14 protein-coding genes and 2 pseudogenes are annotated in these 21675 nt (G+C 58.3%); 3 read left to right on the top strand and 13 right to left on the bottom strand.

Annotation, left to right across the window (positions count from 1 at the left end; all coding sequences use genetic code 11):
- From EN964_RS00170 to EN964_RS00140, 7 genes and pseudogenes are all read right to left on the bottom strand, one after another.
- Positions 1-749 (bottom strand): pitrilysin family protein (locus EN964_RS00170; protein ID WP_245490622.1); only part of this gene is annotated, 749 nt, incomplete at its 3' end.
- A gap of 309 nt (positions 750-1058) precedes the next feature.
- A pseudogene (locus EN964_RS00165) lies at positions 1059-2363 on the bottom strand (M16 family metallopeptidase); the annotation flags it as partial.
- A 276-nt stretch (positions 2364-2639) separates the two neighbouring features.
- Complete coding sequence (locus EN964_RS00160) at positions 2640-2912, bottom strand: hypothetical protein (protein WP_024505391.1); 273 nt, start codon at positions 2910-2912, stop codon at positions 2640-2642.
- Between the two features lie 1401 nt (positions 2913-4313).
- Positions 4314-5642 (bottom strand): HAMP domain-containing sensor histidine kinase, encoded by a 1329-nt coding sequence (locus EN964_RS00155; protein WP_127267035.1) that lies wholly within the window; start codon positions 5640-5642, stop codon positions 4314-4316.
- A complete protein-coding gene (locus tag EN964_RS00150; RefSeq protein ID WP_127267036.1) occupies positions 5639-6298 on the bottom strand; it encodes a response regulator transcription factor in 660 nt (219 codons plus the stop codon). Before EN964_RS00150 ends, EN964_RS00155 begins: the two co-directional genes overlap by 4 nt.
- Positions 6299-6899: 601 nt before the next feature.
- Positions 6900-7375, bottom strand: a pseudogene (locus EN964_RS00145) (helix-turn-helix domain-containing protein); the annotation flags it as partial.
- Between the two features lie 220 nt (positions 7376-7595).
- Positions 7596-8054, bottom strand: a complete 459-nt coding sequence (locus EN964_RS00140; protein ID WP_236383461.1) for a response regulator transcription factor — start codon at positions 8052-8054, stop codon at positions 7596-7598.
- 754 nt (positions 8055-8808) lie between these two features.
- On the opposite strand from EN964_RS00140, the gene EN964_RS00135 reads away from it, so the two are divergent.
- Positions 8809-9930 (top strand): DUF418 domain-containing protein, encoded by a 1122-nt coding sequence (locus EN964_RS00135; protein WP_024505387.1) that lies wholly within the window; start codon positions 8809-8811, stop codon positions 9928-9930.
- 1543 nt (positions 9931-11473) lie between these two features.
- On the top strand, positions 11474-11686 hold the full coding sequence (locus EN964_RS00130; RefSeq protein WP_008874821.1) for a cold-shock protein: 213 nt from the start codon (positions 11474-11476) through the stop codon (positions 11684-11686).
- Between the two features lie 228 nt (positions 11687-11914).
- Here EN964_RS00130 and EN964_RS00125 read toward each other — a convergent pair whose 3' ends face one another.
- The 6 genes from EN964_RS00125 to EN964_RS00100 form a co-directional block, all read right to left on the bottom strand.
- A complete protein-coding gene (locus EN964_RS00125; RefSeq protein WP_024505385.1) occupies positions 11915-12385 on the bottom strand; it encodes a MucR family transcriptional regulator in 471 nt (156 codons plus the stop codon).
- An 894-nt stretch (positions 12386-13279) separates the two neighbouring features.
- Entirely contained in the window at positions 13280-13822 is a 543-nt protein-coding gene (locus EN964_RS00120; RefSeq protein WP_082826568.1) for a tetratricopeptide repeat protein, read from the bottom strand.
- A gap of 53 nt (positions 13823-13875) precedes the next feature.
- Positions 13876-15939 carry a type III secretion system export apparatus subunit SctV gene (gene sctV / locus EN964_RS00115; RefSeq protein WP_127270994.1) on the bottom strand — a complete coding sequence of 688 codons (2064 nt, stop codon included), beginning with the start codon at positions 15937-15939 and terminating at the stop codon, positions 13876-13878.
- Between the two features lie 232 nt (positions 15940-16171).
- A complete protein-coding gene (locus tag EN964_RS00110) occupies positions 16172-17062 on the bottom strand; it encodes a hypothetical protein (RefSeq protein ID WP_127248571.1) in 891 nt (296 codons plus the stop codon).
- Positions 17063-17179: 117 nt separating this feature from the next.
- A complete protein-coding gene (locus EN964_RS38335; protein ID WP_224570034.1) occupies positions 17180-17422 on the bottom strand; it encodes a nodulation protein NopA in 243 nt (80 codons plus the stop codon).
- A 72-nt stretch (positions 17423-17494) separates the two neighbouring features.
- Positions 17495-17824: a hypothetical protein gene (locus EN964_RS00100; protein ID WP_081714433.1), complete on the bottom strand. Its 330-nt coding sequence runs from the start codon at positions 17822-17824 to the stop codon at positions 17495-17497.
- A gap of 1369 nt (positions 17825-19193) precedes the next feature.
- On the opposite strand from EN964_RS00100, the gene EN964_RS00095 reads away from it, so the two are divergent.
- Positions 19194-21287 (top strand): hypothetical protein, encoded by a 2094-nt coding sequence (locus EN964_RS00095; RefSeq protein WP_245473106.1) that lies wholly within the window; start codon positions 19194-19196, stop codon positions 21285-21287.
- The last annotated feature ends 388 nt before the right edge of the window (positions 21288-21675 follow it).

Raw genomic sequence — 21675 nt, 5'->3', positions numbered from 1 at the left:
CCGATCAGGTGCTTCTTCGCCGCCTTGAGCTCGGCCCCGGTCGGTCCTTGCTGCGCCATCTGCTTTACCACATCTCGCACGATGCTCAGTGTTTGGGCAGCGCAGTCCGAGCGTGTCTCTGTCGTAACCAGAAGCGAGTCAAGGGTTAGTTCAGAGCTGACGTGATAGGCAAGGCCGCGTTTTTGACGTACCTCCTCGTAAAGGCGGGAAGTCAAGTATGAGCCGCCAAGGATGTCGTTCAGCAGCACGGCCGCGTAGAAATCCGGCGCGCTAGGCTTCACGCCAGGCCAGGCCAACGTCAGCGAAGTCTGCGGCAGGTCGTAGTTCTCCTCCACCAGTTGACCGAGTTTCGGCGCGACATCGTAGACGGGGACGAGGGTTTGTTGCTCAGGCAAATCACCAAACAGCTGGTCAAGCCTTTCCCTCAACGTGTTCGCGTCAATGTCACCCACCACGGCAATATGGAGCCCGTCGCGAGCGAAAATGGCCTGGTGGAAGGCGCGGAGGTCGGACGGCGTGATGCCGGGGAGGCTCTCTTTTGTGCCTTCTCCCGGCCTTGAACAAGGATGCGCGCCATAGATCGCGCGCAGCCATTTGCGCTGAGCGATGGCGTTAGGGTCTCGCTCGCTGCCGACGATGCGGGAGACAATCTCGGCGCGGACGCGATCGATCGGCCCCTGCTCGAAGCGCGGCGCGTTCAGCGCGAGCCGAAGCAGGCCGAACGCCGCGTCCTGCTTTTTGGAAAGCATGCACATCGATCCGTAGATGTCGTCGCTTTGCGCGTCCAAACTCATTTCGGCGCCGGCATGGTCGAGCTTCACCTGGAAGGCACCGCTGTCGTAATGGCCAGCGCCTTCGATGAACAGGCCGGCCATCAGTTTGGCCATCCCCTCCTTCCCGACCGGGTCCTGCTTGGTGCCGCCCTTGAAGGCAAAGCCGATGTTGACGATTTCCACTGTGTGGTCCTCCACCAGCCAGGCGATGATGCCCTTTTCGGACTTCACCTCCTGGATGTTCATCGCAGCATGGGGCCGAGCGCCGAGCGTCATCTCTTGATTCTCCGTCTTGGGCAAGAGATAGCCCGTGGTCGAACGGTCGAACGCGAGATAGCGGGCGGCAACTGCTTTGATTTGCTCGGGGGTAACCTTGCGGATGCGATTCGGCCGTTCCTCGACATCCTTCACGGTACCGCCGGTGGCCAGCGTCGAGCCGTAGATGCTGGCGAGCCAGTCCAGGTTGTCTTCCGCAAAGATCATATTGAGCAAATAGTGGTCCTTGGCCTTGCCTAGTTCCTCGTTGCTGACACCATCCTCGGCAATGCGGGCAACTTCGGCAGCGGCCGCCGCTTCGAGATCAGCCAGCTTGGCATCGCCGCGCGGTGCGCCATAGATGGCGAACTTGGTGTCGTCGAGCATAGTGCCCTGGAAATAGACGCGGGCGCTGGAAGCGAAACCTTGCTGGACAGCGAGCGCCTGGTAGAGCCGGCCGCGGTTACCGCCGCCGAGAATTTCGGCCAGCAGGTCGAGCGCTTCGGCCTCGCCCGGCTTGGCGGTGTGGTAGGACGGCACCACCCACTGCGTCGAAAAACTGGGCACGCTGACGCGGGCGTCTGAGAGCGTGACGGTGCGCCTGGTGTTCTGCTCGGGCTCAACCGGCCGGATGCGCGGCGGCAGGTCAGGTCCGCGCGCCACCTTGCCATAGGTCTTTTCGGCCAGCGCCCGCACCGTGTCCGGTTCGACATCGCCGGCCACGATTAGCACGGAGTTGTTGGGCCAGTAGTACTTTTCATAGAAGACGGTGGCGTCGACGCGGTTCAGCTGCTCGATCTCCTGCATCCAGCCGATGATCGGGATGCGATAGGGGTGGTTCTGCCACAGCGTCGCGTCGATCTCCTCATGGAGAACGTCCTGCGGGTTGGTGTCGGTGCTTGAGCGGCGCTCCTCGATGACCACATCGCGCTCGGTCTTGACGACATCGTCGGTCAGGATGAGGTTTCGCATTCGGTCGGCCTCGAAGCTCATCATCAGCTCGAGCGCCGACGGCGCCACTGTCTGATAGAAGGCGGTGTAGTCGGAGGAGGTGAAGGCGTTGTTGGAGCCGCCGATCTCGAACACTGCGCGGTCGAATTCGCCGCCCGCATGGTTGGTCGTCGCCTTGAACATCAGATGCTCGAAGAAATGGGCGATGCCGGATTTGCCCGGCGGCTCGTCGGCGCTGCCGATCTTGTACCACACCATGTGGGTGACGATCGGCGCCCGGTGGTTGGGAATGACGACCACCTCCATGCCGTTGTCGAGCACGAAATCCCTCGCCTTGCCGTCCTCCCATGCGACGGGGATCGGAGCCGGCCCCGCGCCGACCAACTCGGACGCAACGGACGTCCTGCGAAGCCCATGAGTGCGGGGCTTGCTTGGTAGTTCTGGTAGGGAGAGTGGGGTTATGGGCTGCGTTCCTGGCAAAGTGATCTGTTCCTCATTTTGAAGGATCTATGTCTCCCGAACGCCTATTGGGAGAAAGTGGATCGGCACGCGACGCCGAGCCACATGAGCCGTCAGCGTGTTGCTGGGCCTGACGCGAGCCTCATCTTTGGATGCGTCCGGGAAACTTTCGGCATGGTGAGGCCATGGGAAGTCTGCTCGTTATCCATTGGGTGTTTGCGGATACCTGAGCATGCCCCGTGCCAAGTAAGAAAGCCCCGATTCGCAAGGTTTGATCCAACCTTGATACTTGCGATATCCGACATTGTCGGGCATCCGACAGAAAGCGCCTTTCGCCGGCGCGCCGGCTATGACGCTCGCCTCCTCCGGCGTGACGACGATCCTTTGGCGGGCGCCGCGCACACCGATCTGCCCGCCTATCAGCACCGCGACATCGAAGGACAGCGCGATCGTGACTGGATGGGTCTTACGCAAACATGCAGCAGTGCCACCGCGATCAGGACTTCATCCGCCCCACAAAGACCCGAGCGCGAGGGACGACGTGTAAGGCAACATGTCATCCTCGATAATGATGCCGCGCATAAAGAGGTAAGGTCCCTCGTCGAACCGGCGAGCCCCTTCGCTGGGTCTCGCGAGGGTCTGGTTTGCGAACGTCGACCGACAGCATCACGGCATGGGCGGCCCCATCGGTAGGCAAGCATTGACCGTGCCATCAGCGTTGAGGCAGCGCAGAGCCCAATTTCCCGGTGCCAGCCGGTACGTTGGAGCTTCAACTGTGGCCAGCCAAGCGGGCCGAGGCCGTGAAACTCCTGATACCCTGGACCGTCCGGATTGCAACGCACGACGCCTTGGTCTCGCGCCAACGTCCATTGACGCTCAGCGAAGCATCATGCGGACGAGCTGGGAAAGCTTGGCCGGGCCGGCGCCTTCCCAGGCGCATGGGACGCGCGACGACCCATGTGGACCTTGGATTTCACTACGCACTTACGCTGCTTTGGCCTTGTCAGCAGCCTGAGCATAAAGCGTGCTCAGCTTTCAGGGCGAGCCTCTTTCATGTTGATAGCATCTGTCGTCATTCAGGATCGCCCCATTTTCGCATGCCGCTTGCAGCTTTCAGACTGTTGTCAGCCAGGGCCGCCATAAAGGGTCTCGTTTAACGCATTCGGGAGGCTTCATCACTCGACCACATTAATTTCGGGCGGTTCGCCGGCGCTCCGAATGGCACTTAACACCAGATCCTCTCCAAACCCGTGATGATCCAAGAGGAAAACGAAAAATCCCTAAATCATAAAAAAGCACCGATACGGTCGGCTCCAGGCTGATGAAATTGCGGTCTCACTGGCCACGCACGATACTTGCGATGGCGATGGCCATTGCAAAGGCCGGTCAAGCACCCAAGACGCTGACAAGCACGCCTCCGACCAAAGCTCGATCGTTGGCAGCCTTTCTAGCCGTATACTTGGGGCATTTTGGGACGGCGATCCGGACGCCGATTAAAACCTGCCGGTCGTCTAAATGGAATGGTTGGTCCGGGTCCTTACTGGACCTGCGCCAACCCGATCGGGCCGGCGCACAGGGGCACCCAGACAATTGGACACGTCGCCTTTGCGCGGCGGCTTGCACTTTCTCGGATGGCCTTTTTTCTCCCCGGGCGAAATCGAGCGAGCGGTGAGGCGGAGCCTTCGATTTTGCCGATCATGTCGTGTCGCTTCGATCGAACTGCTCAGACGATGATAGCGGCATTGATTGCCGCGGCCGAAATGCGTTGTGTGAAGTACGATTTCTACGCCGTATACATACTGCCGTACAGTTCGCCCTGTCAGCAGCCTTGCCAGCAATCCGCCCTGTGTCCAACTGTCGTCGAATTCACCGGTGTCATTGAGGAATTCGTATGATCGCCTCGAAACCATCATTGCGACCGCGGGCGGGCGACGCAAGCTCTAGACTGCCACCGATCCGCTGGATAACCATGTTAGCGATATGTAGACCAAGGCCTGAGCCCGCAGCAGGAGTAGCACCACGACTAAATCGCTTTGTAAGCCCTTCGAGGTCGGGGAGGGGCACCACCGGTCCGGCGTTTGCAATAGCGATGGTTCCATCAGTTTGGACGGAAACTGTTGTCGGAACAGTGGGCAGTCCATGTATCAGCGCATTCTCGATCAGGTTACGAAGGAGGATCCCAAACGCATCGACATCCACTTTGCGCATCAAAGTGGTGCAGCCGTCGACGTTAAGATGCAGGCGTCCGGCATATTGCGGCTTTTTCCTCAGGTCGTCGATTTCCAGCCGAACCGATCGGACAAGATCGATCGCGTGATCCGCCATGCCAACCCCCGATTCGGCTTGAGCGAGCTGAAGCACTTTTTCGACAAGGCGGCCAAGGCTCGACAGCGCTTGCTCGATGCCGCGCGCACGCATTTTGGCCGACCCATTGGGAAGCTCGGCCACTAATCTCTGCATCTGAGCGATTGAACCTGCGATCGGCGTGCGCAGTTCATGCGCACTGTTTGCGGCGAACTCGCGTTCGGCCTCGAGAGCCGCCCGCAGACGATCGAGAAGCCGATTGACGGATGCCGCGATTGGAGCCAACTCTGCCGGGAAATCGCCCAAGTCCATTGGTGACAGATTGCCGCCGTCGCGCGATCCGATCTGCTGTCGCAGTACCTCGATTGGCCGCAGCGAGCGCCGGATCACGATCCACCAAACAGCTAAGCTAAAGGGCAGGAGCACGAGTGTCGGAAGGAAGACAAAAAGTGCGCCCTTCGCGATTGTGGTACGGCGGCCATCAAGCGGTTCGGCCAACCGATGATACACGCCGTCTTGGATCTCCTCTGTGTAGACGCGGTAATCAGCGTTTCGCCAAAAGCCGTTACTCAGGGGAGCATCAGGGAAGGGCTGCTGACCCTCTTCCGGTTCAGAAATAAGCACTACCCCGTACTTATTAATAACCTGCTCACGATAGGTCCAGTACTTTTCATAAGTTGGCAAGTGGTTATTGTATTGATCAACGTGTTTTCCATTCAAGACCTTGATCAGCTCTGGTTTTCTGTACTCTGCGCTCGCCTGGAGCAAGTCATCCGAACTTTCGTTTACATTATTGCAAAAAATGAACGCAGCAATGGTTGGGGCGGCGATCCAAACCAGGAGCGTTGCCCCGCCTAACCACGATATCAGCTTTCTCGTCATGCTGTTCGAGTTCGTCATGTGACCACGAGCCTGTATCCGGAGCCACGCACGGTTGCTATTCTATCCCCGCCGATCTTCTTACGGAGCCGGCTGACATAAACCTCCACTGTGTTGCTCTCGAACTCCGAATTGAATGAATAAAGCGCGTGCTCGATCCTCCCCTTTGAAACGACCGAACCGGGCCGGCGTAGAAGGCAGTCGAGCACCGCCCATTCGCGTCCAGACAGGTGGACCTCCTGCCCGTCGCGGAAGAGGCGTCGCTCGGCTGCCTGTATGGAAAGCGTCCCAACCGAAAATTGCGGCTCCGGAAAATGCCCTTGGCGACGTGCCACTGCACGGATGCGTGCCGAGAGTTCCCCCAGATCGAACGGCTTGACCAAATAGTCGTCGGCGCCAGCGTTGAGCCCCTCGATGCGATGCGAAATCCGATCGCGGGCTGTCAGAATGATGACCGGCGTTGTATTAAGCCCCTTGATCAGCTCCCGCAGATAGTCGATGCCATTGCCGTCCGGCAGGTGAACGTCGAGCAAAATAAGGTCGTAGCCGGCCACAGCTGCATGACCGCGCGCTTCGGACAGGTTCTTGGCCCAGTCGACCGCGTGGCCACCAGCCACCAAATGATCGTGCACAGCACTTCTAAGGTCGTCGTCGTCTTCAATGAGCAGTATTCGCATCAGGCTGCCGAGCTCCGGTATGAGGGCAAGGCTCCTGCCTTATTGATCGAAGCTGACAGTAGGCTGAACCGGCGCCAGCGAATATCTGGGGGCTTTCAGGCTGCTGTCAGCTACAATTGCAAGAAAGGGGTCGTTAACAAAGCCAAACGAAGAGGCCTTATGAAACCCCTCCTGATCTCGGCACTTTTGCTCAATGTGACCACCGGCGGCTGTACACTGGTTGGCGGGCAATTCGACGTGGCGGTCAACGAATGGCAGCCGCGCCACGCGTCAATGTCCAGGCTTGAAACTGACAGGTGTCTTAAATACGAGGGCACCGTAGCGGGTGCCTCCAGTTATCGAACAGTGCCTAGCAGGTCAGAAGTGCACTTTGACCATAGGGGTCGTCCGTATTTTCGGCGCTCGCGAACAGAGTCGACGGTCAATCGATGCGCCACTGCCAGAGTCTGGAACGGTCAAGTGTTTGTTATCCCCCGTCCGGGCCATATTCTCTGCCGAGGACCAAGAAGGCCCTATTTTCGGTGCCCACGAACAGAGCCAACGGTCAATCGATGCGCCACTGCCAGGGTCTGGAACGGTCAAGTGTTTGTGATCCCCTGTCCCGGCCGTGTTCTCTGCCGAACTCGCCCTTGTAGTCGGCACACCAAAGATCGTTAGGGCGACAGCCGTTTGAAAGTGGTGTCCCCGTCGCCCTGTTGCGCCTGCGCTTGCGGCGCTCGACCATGCCGTGGCGGTCGAGCACGGCATGCACGGTCGAGATCGCGGGCCGGTGCACATCCGGATACAGCCGGGCCAGCCGCTCGCGTATCTTCGGCGCACCCCATGTCGGCTTGTCTTGCTTGAGGCGCACAATCAGCTTCTCGATTTGAAACGGAAGCTGATTGGCGTGGCGATAGGGCCGCCGCGATCGGTCCGTCAGCCCCTCCAGGCCGCTGTCGTTGTAGCGCGTGAGGATCTTGTAGCCGGTCTTGCGCGAGATATCGAACTCCCGGCAAAGCACCGCCATCTTCTCGCGTCCAGCAGCCGGGCGACGAACTTCAGCCGCTCTTCCATGACGTTGCACTCCTTCCAAGGCACCTTGCTCTCCTTGCAAAGGGCCGAAAGTGTAACCCATCTATCCGGAATGAACTGTCACCCATCTCTCGGGAAGGGCAGTCATGGCCAAGGCAACTGGAAGCCGAATTTTCTTTTAGAGTATGAATCAGCGCCGTCTGCCGAAAAGCGCGTCCACGATCTTCCCTTTTGAAACGACCGTGCAGGGCTGGGGCAGACGGTAGTCGAGCACCGCCCATCCGCGTCAAGTCAGGTAGACCTCCTGCCCGTCGCGGAAGAGGCGTCGCTCGGCTGCCTGTATGGAAAGCGTCCCAACCGAAAATTGCGGCTCCGGAGAATGCCCATGGCGACGTGCCACTGCATGGATACGCGCTGAGAGTTCCCCCAGATCGAACGGCTTGACCAAATAGTCGTCGGCTCCAGCGTTGAAGCCCTCGATGCGATGCGAAATCCGATCGCAGGCTGTCAGAATGATGACCGGTGCCGATTCAAGTTCCTTGATCAGCTCCCGCAGATAGTCGATCCCATTGCCGTCCGGCAGGTGAACGTCGAGCAAAATAAGGTCGTAGCCGACCACAGCTGCATAATCGCGCGCTTCGGACAGGTTCTTGGCCCAGTCGACCGCGTGGCCACCAGCCACCAAATGATCGTGCATAGCACTTCCAAGGTCCTTATCGTCTTCAGTGAGCAGTATTCGCATCATGCTGCCGAGCTCCGGTATGAGGGCAAGGCTCCCATCTTATTGGTCGAAGCTGACAATAGGCTGAACCGGCGGCAGCGAATTATTTGGGGAGCTTTCAGGCTGCTGTCAGCTACAACTTGCAAGAAAGGGGTCGTTAACAAAGCCAAACGAAGAGCCCCTATGAAACCCGTCCTGACCTCGGCACTTTTGCTCAATGTGACCCCCGGCGGCTGCATCAGCAAATTGATTTGGGAAACAGGCGCGCCGGTTCTAATGACCGACGCAGGCCGAGGTCTGGAACAGCTGGACCAGCGAACGGCGTCTTCGGTTTTTCAGGCAACAGCCACATGGAAGAATATGATTGGCTCGACCATGCGCCGAGCTTTGTCGAACGGATTGGTCGCGGGCGCACTACCACAGATTATGGCAGGTTTACGCCCTGGCCTTGACACCCGGGGTGATCGTCACCGGCGGAGCCGCGGCGTACTGATCGGATATCTAACGTCGCTGAGTCTCTCGTCGGTGCAGTGGATCTCTCGGCTTAGCCATCATGCAAAAAACGACGGTTCCGCGACACCACTTTTCAGGTCCGTGACACAGGCTTTGTGAGCCGATCTGTTGTTCTTACCCCAGGCTAATGGCTGAACAGCTCTGTCGCCGGCTCGATGCGCCAGATGGCGCGATGTTTTGAACCCTTTCACGAGGCGACGGCAGCAGCCGACCGGCTCTCCTATCGCGGCTCCCGCGATCCACACACCCAACAAGGGAATCTACCATGGTAATGAAGGCACCGGTTGCCGACGCTAGGAATGGGTCGGTAGTAGATCGGCTGGTCGGCATCGACCTCGCTCGGGGCCTGGCTGTCTTCGGGATGTATGCCGCCCATCTCGGTCCCGACCCCGGCGAAGGAGGACTAGTCGGGTTTCTGATGGAACTAACCCATGGGCGGCCGTCGGCCCTGTTTGCCGTATTGGCCGGTTTTTCAATCCTCCTGATTACAGGTCGCAAGGCGCCGAAGTCGGGGATAGCCGGTAGACAGGCCATCGCCAGAGTCGCAATTCGTGCCCTTGTTTTGCTCGCGCTTGGCTCAATCCTGGGCTGCCTCGGTACCCAGGTCGAAGTCATCCTAGAATACTACGGAATTTGCTTCTTGTTGGTATTGCCGCTCCATCGGCTCAGCGCATATCAGCTGGGCTTGATCGCTGCCGCTACGGCATTAGTTCTCCCGCAAGTCCGTTCCTCCCTTCTGTCGGTTGCCCCCAACCTCCTCGACCCGGTCTTCAACCTCATGGTCAACGGCTACTATCCCGCGGTGACCTGGGTTCCTTTCCTCATCGCTGGCATGGCCATCGCGCGCCTTAATCTTAATACGCTAGCAGCGCATTGGCGCCTTGGTCTGGCGGGGGTCGCGCTGGCCGTGTTGGGCCATGGGGGATCCTTGCTCGCGCTGAGTTCCCGCGCTTTGACTGAAACCTCCTTGTGGTGGTCTGACGTTGACGGCGCTTTTGAGCCTTCCAAGTCGTCATTTATAGTCAAGTCGTCATGGATAGCCGCACCTCATAGCGAAACGACGCTTTCGATCGTGGGCAGCACCGGTTGCGCAATGATCATCTTGGCGGCTTGCATGCTCGCTGTGGATGCGCTCCCGCGTCTGCGAAAGCTGGTCTGGCCAATAATCGCAGTCGGCTCGATGTCTTTGACGGCCTATGTGCTGCACATTGCGGGAATAGCCTATCTTATGAAGATAAACATTTTCAAAGACGAGAGCCTGTCCACGCTCTTTGGCTTCGTTGTGGTTATCAGCACTTTTGCGGTGCTTTGGCTGCGCGTCTTCCAGCGAGGACCGATGGAAGTGCTGATGGGTAGGGTCGCAGATCTCGCGCGTCACATCCGCTGAGCACCGCCGCGCCCCGGCCTCCCGATCACATTACGGACAAGGTGGGGCTTTGTCCAAAGCTTGTTCGCGGCAGGGGAGGGTACTTCCTCCCACCCTGCCGCCTTGTTGATGGAAGCTAAAACGGTCGCGCAGGCGCTAGAGTTGCATCGGCATAATCAGCTTAAACTCGCGAAGTTAAACCCGCGGTTGGTCTATCTCGGCCCGCCTCACCTGAAAGGCTAAGGTATCCGTTTCGGTCAAGGGTTTTAGGGGCCATTTTCGCTGCGCCTTGAGGAGAGCGTTTGCTAGGATGAGGAGCTTTCGCAACAAGATGATGACCTTTGCGGGTTTGCCTGCCGCCTTTAGCGCCTGGTATTTTGCCTTGAGGTCGGGGTTGAAGCGCAGGGCGAAGGGCCGGGCATGTAGAGGGCCTGGCGAACATTGGCCCGGCCGCCCCGGATGAAGGCGCGGCCGCTCCATTTTGCCGAGGCCGGCGAGGCTTGCGGCCTTTGGTTCCGAGTTCCGGCATGTCGATGGTGAGTGTGCAGGCGGTGGCATCCGATGCGCCATATGCTGGTCAGGATTTCGCGGCGCTGGACAGCGTCGGGATCGGCTTTCATGAGGGTAAGCATCGTCTGATCGATATCGCTGAGTTCACGTGGATCTGCTTCCAGCCACTCGTTGTTGTGGCGCCTGAGCAAGGCAAGCGGTCAAGATCTGGCTCTGGTGCTGGCTGCGGTGCGATCCCCGCACGGGCCAGGTGCCGATCGTGTCGACGATCCACCTCGCCGCGACCAGAGAGCTGCTACTCTCTTCCGCTGTTCATTCTGGCCTCTTCGCAATGAATGTCATAAAATCACCTGTCGCAATTAATGGTTTTTGATTTGGCTCCAACAGCTGGCAGATATCGCCGAGAGTTCCGCAGAGAGCGTCGAAAGTTTTGGCCGCCTTCTTCCGCAGCCGCGCCTTGAGTTTTGAGCAGACCTGTCTTGATCGGGTTGAGATCGGGCGAGCATGGCGGCAGGATCAGGAGCCAGTGCCCCTTTGGCCAACCAGTGGGCGGCGCGTACCTTGCCGACAATCTGGGGTTCCGAACCCGACAGTTGGTTTTCAACCCGACAGTGGCCCGCCTCAGAGCAGGCTACCGCCCTTCGGAGCAGGCAGAAGCTAATCGAGGTTCGCGGGTTCCGGTTTGAATGTGCAGGTCGCTGCGCGCCTGATCTTTCGGTCTGGCGGCACATGACAAAAACCCTCATTTTGGCCGACGATACCCGGTCAGGAGCGGGTATCGCAGTCGAGAAGCGACCCGAGCACGTCCACAAGATGTGCCGAGTTTGCAAGGTGTGTCATTGTTTCTGTCAACGTTCGAGCGACAGCGCACGACGAAACGTCTGGCATACGCCTCGTCTGGCACGCGCCTCGCATATGTTGCAGTTGCTGCTGGAGATCAGGCGATCGAGTGGGCCTTGCAATTTTCCGATTTTGATGCGCCTAAAGTCTCGTGTACAAATCAGGCTGGCGTGAATGGCCTGCCTAAGTTGCGACTTATTACAAAGGAATGGATATGGCGACTGGAACGGTGAAGTGGTTCAACAGCACGAAGGGTTTTGGTTTTATTCAGCCTGACAACGGCGGTCAGGATGTCTTTGTCCACATTTCCGCTGTTGAACGAGCGGGCCTGTCGACCCTTAATGAGGGCCAGAAGATCAACTACGAGGTGGAACAGGATCGCCGCACGGGAAAGTCCTCTGCAGGCAGCCTCAGCAAGGCTGGCTAACGGTCCGGGAAAGCCTTGACAAGGTTCGTCATCGCCGGAACGCATTGACGGCTCGAAACCCGGGCCGGAGCATGCAAGTTAATGCCGCGGCAGGGATTGCTGGAGCCATCATGAATTACTCTGGAAATGAGGCTCTTGGACGGGAAAGGCGGGGCTCATCCCCGCCCTTTGATTCCGCGCAGATTGGGCCTACGGCTGCTGCGCGTCCGAACGACTGTTGATACGGATTTAGGCTGCGACCTTCTTGCGGGTCCGTTTCGCCGGCGCCGTGGCTGGGGCTTCCGGCTCTTTCGGTTTGCGGCCGAGTCCCATGGTCTTGGCCAAGGCGGAGCGCGCAGCGGCGTAATTCGGCGCCACCATGGGATAATCCGACGGCAGACCCCATTTGGCGCGATATTCGTCTGGGGTCAGACCATAGTGCGTCGCCAGATGGCGCTTTAGCGATTTGAATTTCTTGCCGTCTTCAAGGCTAATGATGTAGTCCGGTTCGATCGACTTTTTGATCGGGACAGCAGGTTTTTTTACAGGCACAGGCTCTTCTGCCGGTATGAGTCCAGCCGTGCCGTTTAGAGCCCCGTGCACTTGGGCGATCAGGGCAGGAAGCTCCCCCGCCGGGACGGGGTTGTTGGAGACGTAGGCTGATACAACATCGGCAGTGAGCTCGATGAGGATGTCGGTCTTGTGGGGTTCTTCTGTCATAAACTTCTCCGGGCAGCTTGAAACACAGTTGGGCGAAGTGTCGCTACATAGTGGCGGTTGCCGCTGAAAGCAAATGGATCGACGGGTGCGCTGCTCCTCCACCATTGAAGTCTCGGCGACGCATCCCGTCATCGTCCATCGCTAAAGGCAGCGTATTGAATTATGGGAGCGGTCGCGCCCGCCCCACCATAGCGATACAGCAAGACAATCAAAAAAGCCGGTCTTTGCTTGGCCCCAAATCTTTTCTCCTTTCGTGAACGCTGAGCTGCCAAGCTGCTACAGTTCACCTCGCGGGGCAACCGTGCACAACACAGGAGTCGCCCGAGCGATACATTCTTCACTTGCCGCTTATCAGCGCTGGTGATTGCACTTTGCAGCCTGCATCCGGACCCGCAGCGCTCACGCTGTTGGTTTTGCGCCTGCAGGCGTCGGAAGTCGGATCGCCGCAGCTAATTTCCTCAGGCGGACGAATTCAACAAATCGATTGTTTGGATCGAAGGCATCCACACCATCGATGCCTCTAGAATATGATCCAGCTACAATCACCGTGCTGTAATGGCAGGGACGGCCAGCACAAGCGCGACACGATCCGGCGGGTCCATCGCTGCGTTACGTATTCATGGCTACTGCATCGGGCGCTCGGTCGACCGCCTTAAGCCAGGTCGCCGCATTGCGAGACGGTGACCGGCGAGGGAGAGGGCGCTCTGGCAACGAAGCGAGGCGGGTGGCCTTGCGGGTGGCCGCGTGATGTCATCCGGCTCTCCTGCCGATCTCTGCCGGCCAGATCTGGAGCAACTGTTTTGCATAGATATGGCTCTCTTCAGGGGGCCATCTATGATGGGAGCCGAGCGCGTGTTCGAGCCGGGGAACAGGCTGCGCATGCACTGTGCCCACCTATTGCGATCGTGCTAACCTTGGTTGTTCGGACTTGCCGTTAAAGGCAAGCGACAGATTGAAGTTATGCTGCACCATCTGATTGCCTGGCTCGTTTTCGAGAGCTCGCCGATACAGGGCCTGTGCCGCGTCATGCCGCCCCTCAATGTCCAAAATCACGCCCTTCGCATTCAATGCACGTACGTTTCCTGGGGCTGCAACCAAGACGCTGTCGAGCACCTCAACCGCTTCGTGCGGGCGCTTCTGGCCCACCAAGGCATTTGTAAGTCGTATCGCCGCATCAACATTGTCCGGGTGCTGCTTCACCTCATCCCGCAAAGCCCGCTCTTGAACATCCTGACCAACTTCGCGCAAAATGCGTTCGCGCATAGCCGGATCGATTTGATCGGCGCTGAGCAACTCGGGGGAAGATGTCTCCTGCACGGAAAGAGCCGGCTTTTGCCAGCTGGCGCAACCGCCCAAAGGCAGAATGGCGAGTACGGCAAAAAGAAGTGAGTTCCGGCGCAGAAACATAGGCGATGGAGAAACTGTATTACTATTCATGTTATCTCTCAGTTATCGGGGAGGCGCGTGGCGTTCAGTTAGGAAAGGTGGGACTACTCTAACAATCCGCTGTTCGATCCGTGCGGGAGTGTGACGGATCCTGCGGGGCGAATTGTAAAGTCGGAGGCGAGGTCTTGATAAGACAGCACGGCGAGATCAACCCCGTTTCGCGTCAGAAAGCCGCGGACGAAACGTCGGACATCCATCGACGTCAACAGAATAGGGCGGGTTTGACCCGGTTCTGCGTTCGAAAGGACCTGACGTATCTGTGATAGCATCGCTTCGCTTTGCCGATCCTCCAGTGCGAGATAGGGGCCTGCATCCGAATCTCGAACCGCGCCACGCATCACATCCTCGCTCTCGCGCTCGACGACCAGGGCGGACACTATGCCCTCCGTGTTGGCATGGCGGTGGCAGATCTGTCGCTTCAAACCAGAACGGACATATTCCGTCAGCAGGGCAACGTTTTGCTCACGCTCGCTCCATTCGGCCAATGCCTCCAACACGAGACGGGTGTGGCGGATTGGGATACCTTCCTCCAGGAGGCGGCGCAGAACATCGGCAATCCGAGGAATCGGCGTCGTGCGTAGCACCTCTTTCACAAGCTCAGAATATTCCTGCTCCATTCGGCCCAGGAAATGTCGGGTCTCTTGGATGCCCACCAATCGCGGTGCGTAGCGGGTCAACGCTGCATGGACGCGCAAGGCGAGGAGTTCGCCGGGAGCCCTATGCTCCGTGCCGGCGCCCGTAAGGGCCTTTGCAGGGGTATGTTCAACCGGGAGTCTGTCCGTTTTCGGCTCACGTCTAAGGGGGACACCGCTCGAGTCGACGTGCGCTACATCGGCTCGGAGCGCCATCTGGTTTGGATCTAAGGCGTCCTGTTCGACTGGCACGCCCTCGACATCAATTCGGAATTGCGATGCAGGCAGCTGCTCGTCAACCAAGACAGGGATGCGAGGAACGATAATGCCCAGATCGGCTGTGACCAGGAGCGAAACGCGCCCAATATGTTTTTGCAATTCGGCTTGATCGACCGCCTGCATAAGATCTGGCGCTAGAAAAAATGCGATCGGGAATTCCTTCGCAGGCGCGGCTTGCTTAGGCTCCGCTGCAGTTCCACCTTTCGCATCGGCAGTGCCGGCGCCCAGCACATCAGCCTTGACAATGCTTACCGCAGCGAACACTGCGGCCAGCATCAGAAAGACGGGGAGGGGAAACCCAGGAACGAACCCCATTACAACCAGGACGCCGGCCGCCAGTCGCAAGGCTCGAGTGCTGGCCGTGAGCTGACTGACCATTTCTGTACCGAGGTTGATCCTCGCCGTCCCAGTCACACGGGTGACGATGGTCGCCGCAGTAATGGAGAGCAGAAGGGCCGGAATCTGCGATATCAATGCATCGCCTATCGTCAGCAGAGTGTAGTGATGCAGTACCTCGCCGAAGGACATGCCCTTGGAGAGCAGGCCGATCGAAATTCCACCCAGCATGTTGATGCAGATAACCACCAGCCCGGCGATGGAATCGCCCTTCACAAATTTCATCGCGCCGTCCATCGCGCCATAGAGTTGGCTTTCCTTCTCCAATTCGGCGCGCCGCCGGCGGGATTCGTTGGCATCGATGTGGCCGTTGCGTAGCTCTGCGTCGACCGCCATTTGCTTGCCCGGCAGAGCATCCAGCGTGAAACGCGCCGCCACTTCTGCCACCCGTTCGGCACCCTTCGCGAGGACCATGAATTGCACCATGGTGACGACCAGAAATATGACGAAACCCACCACGATATTGCCTGAAATGACGAAATCGCCAAAAGTATGAATAATGCTGCCGGCCTCCCCCTCGGCCAGAATCAGTCGCGTCGTTGCGACCGTGAGCGCGAGACGGAATACAGTGGAAATCAAAATAACGCCGGGCAAAGAGGAAAAATCAAGTGGAGTACTGACATACAGGGCAACCATCATCAGCAGTATGGCCAACCCCATATTGAATCCTATCAGGGCGTCGACCACCACGACCGGGATAGGCATGACCATCATCGCGACAGCCAGAAGCAGCATCAACGCAACCATTAAATCCGGGCTGGCCGGCGCACGCTTGATGAAGTCACGCAGGACGTTGGCCATCGAGACACCTTTGCAATCGGTTGAGACTTACTCTGCTGTTACGCCATGAAACGTGGCTTTCGAACTCCGAAGGCGCCTCAGCCTTGGCCAGCGCGTGACCCTGCATGAGAGCCACAAGCAGGCGCGAAATGGCTGGGCAGCAAATGTTTCCAACGCAGCCAGCTTGTCAGCACCGAGCGCGGCAGGATGTTTGGCTGGCCATAGAGTGCTGCTTGATGGGGCCTGCGAGCTTTCAATATTGGAGAGCAGCAATGCGGCCATTCCTGCTCAGCAGCACACGGCTGTCCTCAATACGTTCGACCACCCATCCATCAGCCAAAATGGCGCCGACAAAATACTTCTCGCTGTCGATGACAATATATGGTTGGACCCCATGCCACACAGCTTCGACCGCGATTGCGGATGGCGCCTTCTCCTCTTTGATGAGCACTCCGTTCACCAGTGTTAGAGTACCCTTGGTGCGACGATCGAACGATTGCTGAAGCTTCTGCCAGCTGATGACCGATTCAGACGTGACGGTGCCTTCGGCGGTCACAACACCCTTTGCCGACCCAATCTTGACGTCGAGAAGACCCGCTCGATCGACTTCCTCCTGCAGCTCTTGGGCCGCTGCCTCCGTAAGTTCATTGTCAGCGCGGTGACTGATCGTTCTGGACGCGACTTCAGCCCGAAGTGAATTGGGGCTCGATCCACTTGCATTGCCAAGATAGGAGATCGTGCCTGAAAGCGCGCCGATCCCGAGTGAGCTGATTATGACCATGGCGAGCACACCGATCGGTAGGCGCGGTATGCCGGTCGAACCAGGCGGCTCTGCATCCTGCACGGACAAAGCAATGGACATCTCGCCTACGAGCAGGACGACAGGAAGGGGCACAACAACGGACTGGCCTGCGGCGATATTCCGGTTGCCCTCGATACTGATTCCGGGTGCAAGCGCCTCCAGTTCGATCGACTTGCCAAGAAGAGTTACACGAAGGTGATGCGGTGCCAGTCCCTGCTCGACAAAGACCAAATCGGCATCGAAGCCGCTGCCGATTAAACACTTTTGAAGATCCGTCTTGCCGGTCAGACCGCAATAGTGCCCCGAACGCACTTCGAAACGGAGGGAAACGGCGTCATCCACAGAGCATCTCTCAAACAGGATAGAAGCCGCATGGCAATTGCCATGCGGCTCATTTCGGGACTACGTCGCGTCAATAAGGAGACGCGCTAAGGGGCAGTCTAAAACCCGCCTCCGACATTACGAAACGCGTTCGTCGGCGGCCTTCTTGATGGTCTGGAGATTGGTCGTTAGAGTGCGCAACTGGACACTCCTTTTCGTCGCCTCCAAGCTAACATTGGTTAGTTCCTGCACTTGCGCCTGAAAAGCAGTAGCATCAGCTCCGCTTGTATTGCCGGGAGTGCCACTGTTAGTTTTATCGGTATTGCCGGCGCTACTGGTATTGGTATTGCCTGATTTTTTATTATTATCAACTGCAGCCATGATCATTCCTTTTTCTGTTGGAGTTGTGCCGTCAATAACGGCCTGTATGACCTCACGCCGGATTTTCCCGCGTCAGGCATCTTCTGTGTCATCCAAAGCTTCATCGGCCTCAGCCATCGCATCGTTCGCGAATTGGAACGCGAACGATCGCAGGATACTTTGGAAGGCTTCACTTTGTGCTGCAGACTGTGAGTTGTCTTGAAGTTGATCATTTGAAACGGTCCGGTTATCCGCCCGATCGTTCCCGCCAGCTGCCTTGCCATCATTCCCACCAGCTGGCTTGCCATCATTGCCATCAGCCGGCTTGCCATCACCAGAATGCTCGGATTTCGAATCCCCATGGCCCTTTCGGATCAAGGAAGTCCCGAGGTTGCCAACTCCACTCCCAATTGCTGCTATCATCAGGTACTCCGGCATTTGCCATTGGCGGCGACGTGTTAAAGGTTAACCTCGATCAAGCTAAGGGCGGGAGCTTTCGAGAACCTGACGGCTTTTGACAAAAACCGGCCAGCGCAAAAACCGTATGCTCTGCAGGATGTTGCTCTCGCATCGAACAGTCGACCACGATCTCGGCTGTTCGGCCAATCCCGCCGTCCACGCATGCCGCGACCGAATGGCAGCCGCAGCAGCTGGTTTGCATCTCGATGCTGTGGTGTCGAACAGGAGGCACGGTCCACGTGCTGCATGACCGCAATGACCGTATTCTTGCTGGCTCCACGGGCGCACGCAACGAGCAGGAACTCGGTCTTTGCATCACCATTCTCTCGCCTGCACATCACGGCCCGGCGCGGTGAGCTCATTGGCCTCGAGAAGGTCGGCGACCGTACGAACATGGGATGGTCTGCCGGCTTTGGGAGGCCGGTGCGGATCCTCTTCTCACCATATCGAAAGCTTGAAGCGGTCGGATTTTCTTGCCCTGTTCGTGAGAACTCCCATCGTCAGCTAATCGTCAGCCAAGCGGTCTATCTAGGCCGGCCGTGCCTGACCTTCGGATCCAAAGGTCCCGTCTCGACACTTTTTGTAACTATAGATCGAAATGGTTTCCCGCGCGATACGCAACGCACACGCTTCTCTGAAGCAAATGTGTGACTTTGTCGGTGGCGAACGAGAGGAGTGACGCATCAATAAAATCGTCAGGCACGTGTCTAGGAAGGGGAGCTGGCCGAGTTGGTCTGATTTCATTCGCTGTTCCTGGAAATCGGCGGACTGAAGCGCTGATAATCTCAGGACATCGATGGCAACGTTGCGAAAGTCCTGTGAGCTCGGGCCAATCTTGGCCTGCTACTGAGAAGCACTTTGGCGGGAACATTACGCCGTCGCGGGTCTGGCTGACCGTGACGTTAACCGAAAGATGCCGCTGGTCTCGTCAGCCGCCAGCACAATAGCAGCACATTCTCGCCTACTACGGAGACGCAATATGAAGGGCATTGGCCGACCACGGAAATCGCAGGCTGAAACTGGAGCCAGCCGCGCGGGGCGGGCGAGCAGTTCCCTTTCGCAATCAAGTCTTGCTGCGGGAGAAGGTGGACAGTCATTCGATTCCGTTGTGGAGCAGATGCGCTCTGGGGACGCCGATAGGAGGCCCTCCTCCCTTCCAGTTGCGCGCGGTCCAGGCGATGCCCGCGAAAGTCTGCCAGGCGCCTCGATTGGCGAAGATCAAATCCTGAACACACCGCCACGTGGAGCCGCTGCGCCACCACGCGGAACCGTAGCGCCACGTGGCGCAGCCGCAAGGCGGCGCGGTTCTCCCTCCATGTCTGAGGGCGAAGCCATGGCGCCGGTCGGTAGCCAACTATCAACCGCGCAGGTGGAAGGCACCAGCTCATCGTCAAATGAAGATATCAGTCCGACACAGCTCAGAATGAACAGTCTTGTTCAACAACTGACTGATTGCGAGGCTGCGGCCAGGAAAACCGACGTTCCCGAGGAGGCGGTGGAGCTGATCAGTCGGGTCGTCGGTGCAGCCTCAGCAATTCTGGAGTACCGCGCTAGCCTGCCTGCGGCTGAGGCGCAGACAATTATGCCAGACGACAAGGTGCGTAGATGTTGCCAGATCGTGTGCGACGCCGCGAATGAAGTAGACCAACTTGGCCTGTCGACGATCACGAAATTGGACGAAAAGACCAAGATAGCGGCAGGTATGGTCGATAGACTCTACTCCTACTCCCAGGCGGACCGGCAGGAGCTGTTGATTTTAAATGTGGAGAACCACCATACGGCGGCAATTAAGTGGTGGGAAAAAAAGGCATGGCGCTCCGAACGACAGCGATCCGCCTGCGCTGCCACCGCTAGCCTATCCAGTGGAACGCCCGTGATGCGGGAAGCCGAGCGGTGCGCACTGCGGCTGCGTGCCGGCTCGGTACTGAGTGTCAGGATCTGGCTGGTCCGTGAGCGGATCGGTCTTGCGCGGGCCAAGATTGAACTGCGGGCGAGCAGGTTCGAGCCAGATTTGAAGGAACTCCTCGTCGGTCGAAATGGAGTGGTGCAGCTGATGGCAAGCGCCGCTCAAGAAGCTCTTCGCGCCCTCTCTTTGGCGAAGGGCATAATGGATGGCAAAACACTCAACGCTCATGATTGCGCGGTTGTAGAAAAAATCATGGAGCGGCTTTCGGATTTTGGATTGGCGTTGCACGAGGTGCATACCAAGCTAAGCCATACCTACCCAGATGCCGGCCTCCCATTGAAACTGTTCGAACGGATCGTGGACGATGCATGGATCACTGCGCACGATGCCATGCACTTGTTGAACCTGCAGTCTCCGCCGTCAGCCATCATGGCGCCACAGGCCCAGGCGGGCGCTGCGATGCCGGCCAGGGCAGGCGCTGCGATACCGGCTGACACTGCTGGTACGGCTGCAGTGTCAGAAGGCACTACAGCGCGAAGGAAAGGGAAGTCAAAGCATAAGTCGGCAGCTCGCGCCGGGACTTCTGCCGCCGGGCAGCCATCAACACCAGTCGCTTCGAACGCCGGCACAGTGCCAGCAGCCAAGGTTCTCGCGCGCTCGGATCAAGTTGCGAGTACACAGGTGAGAGCGCAAGAGGTGGCTGCGAGTTCGTCGGGGGCAGGCTCGACAATCGGGGGCGCCGCGTTGTCAATGGAGGTATTGACGGAGCGGCTCAAACGATTGGACGAACTTTTGCAGTTCGATCTGGCCGGTCAGCAAAGCGTCGTCTCCCAAGTGCGCCAGATGAAGCCTGAGGAGGCCGGTAAGGTCGTGGACGATGTGGCCCAGTACCTGCGAGCCCAGGCCATTGAGATGCAAACCTGTCTCGCCGGGTTGCACGGGCGTAATGTACGCCTGCTACTCACCTCCACCCAGCTACCCAAAGTGCACGAACGCACAGACCAGCTCAAAGGGTTGCTGAACATGGTGCTGGGACAGGCCAACGCATTGAATGAAGGAAAAGCCGGCATTACGACTGATTGCATGAAGACCTACGCATTTCCGGCGCAAAAATACCTGGAACATTTGTGCAATGCCGACGAATTGATGCCGCCGGAGGCACCGGTCGCGCTGCGTGGCGAGCCAGGAAAGCTGTTTGAGATGAAGCTGCAGCCCAAGATGCTGGTCAATGGTGCGATGCCGAGCCCGATGTGGGTGCACATCCACACGAGTCGCCCCGTCTTGGCCAGAAACTTAGAAGGGCTGGCTGATTCCGAATTCACCGCTTGCCACGTTAAATCCAACGAACAGCGCGGCTACAATCGAGAGCGAGAGGAAGCCGATGCTAGGTCCGGTCGCGAGAAGGTCATAATTCATCGCGGCAAACTCACCCCCGCTTTCTGTAAGTCTTTGTTGACCTCGGGGCTTGGCCGCCAACCACGCAATTCGCGTGCCGAGCTCCCGTCGGCGCAGGCTGCATGACAGGGCACGTACTTTGGGGTCTAGGGCAGAATGCGGCCGGCCACGCTGTGAGTCAGCGAGCATTTCTCCTGGCCAAACCGCGAATGCCGCTGCGCGAGTTGCGGTCCGGCGATTGGAGTCGATCGGCTACCGTCAGGGCCGATTTGCGATGTCGCGTTACCTGCTGTTGACGTGGCGGCGTATCTTGCCTCCCATCCAACTTATCGCCGAGATCGCGCCGCCAAGATCGAGGCGGAAGGTCTTCCTGCGAGCGCGGAGCAGGCATAGCCGATCCGATCGGGATCGGCGCATCGCAACGACCCAACGGTGTGGTGGAGAAAATTGGATTCGGGAGAGCTCGTATCCAAGAGGCGGAGTTCCGGCCCGAATACAATCCGCTCGCAAGCAC

The organism is Mesorhizobium sp. M7A.F.Ca.CA.001.10.2.1, from assembly GCF_003998575.1.
Taxonomy (GTDB): Bacteria; Pseudomonadota; Alphaproteobacteria; order Rhizobiales; family Rhizobiaceae; genus Mesorhizobium.
This window is presented reverse-complemented; position numbering and strand designations above follow the sequence as displayed.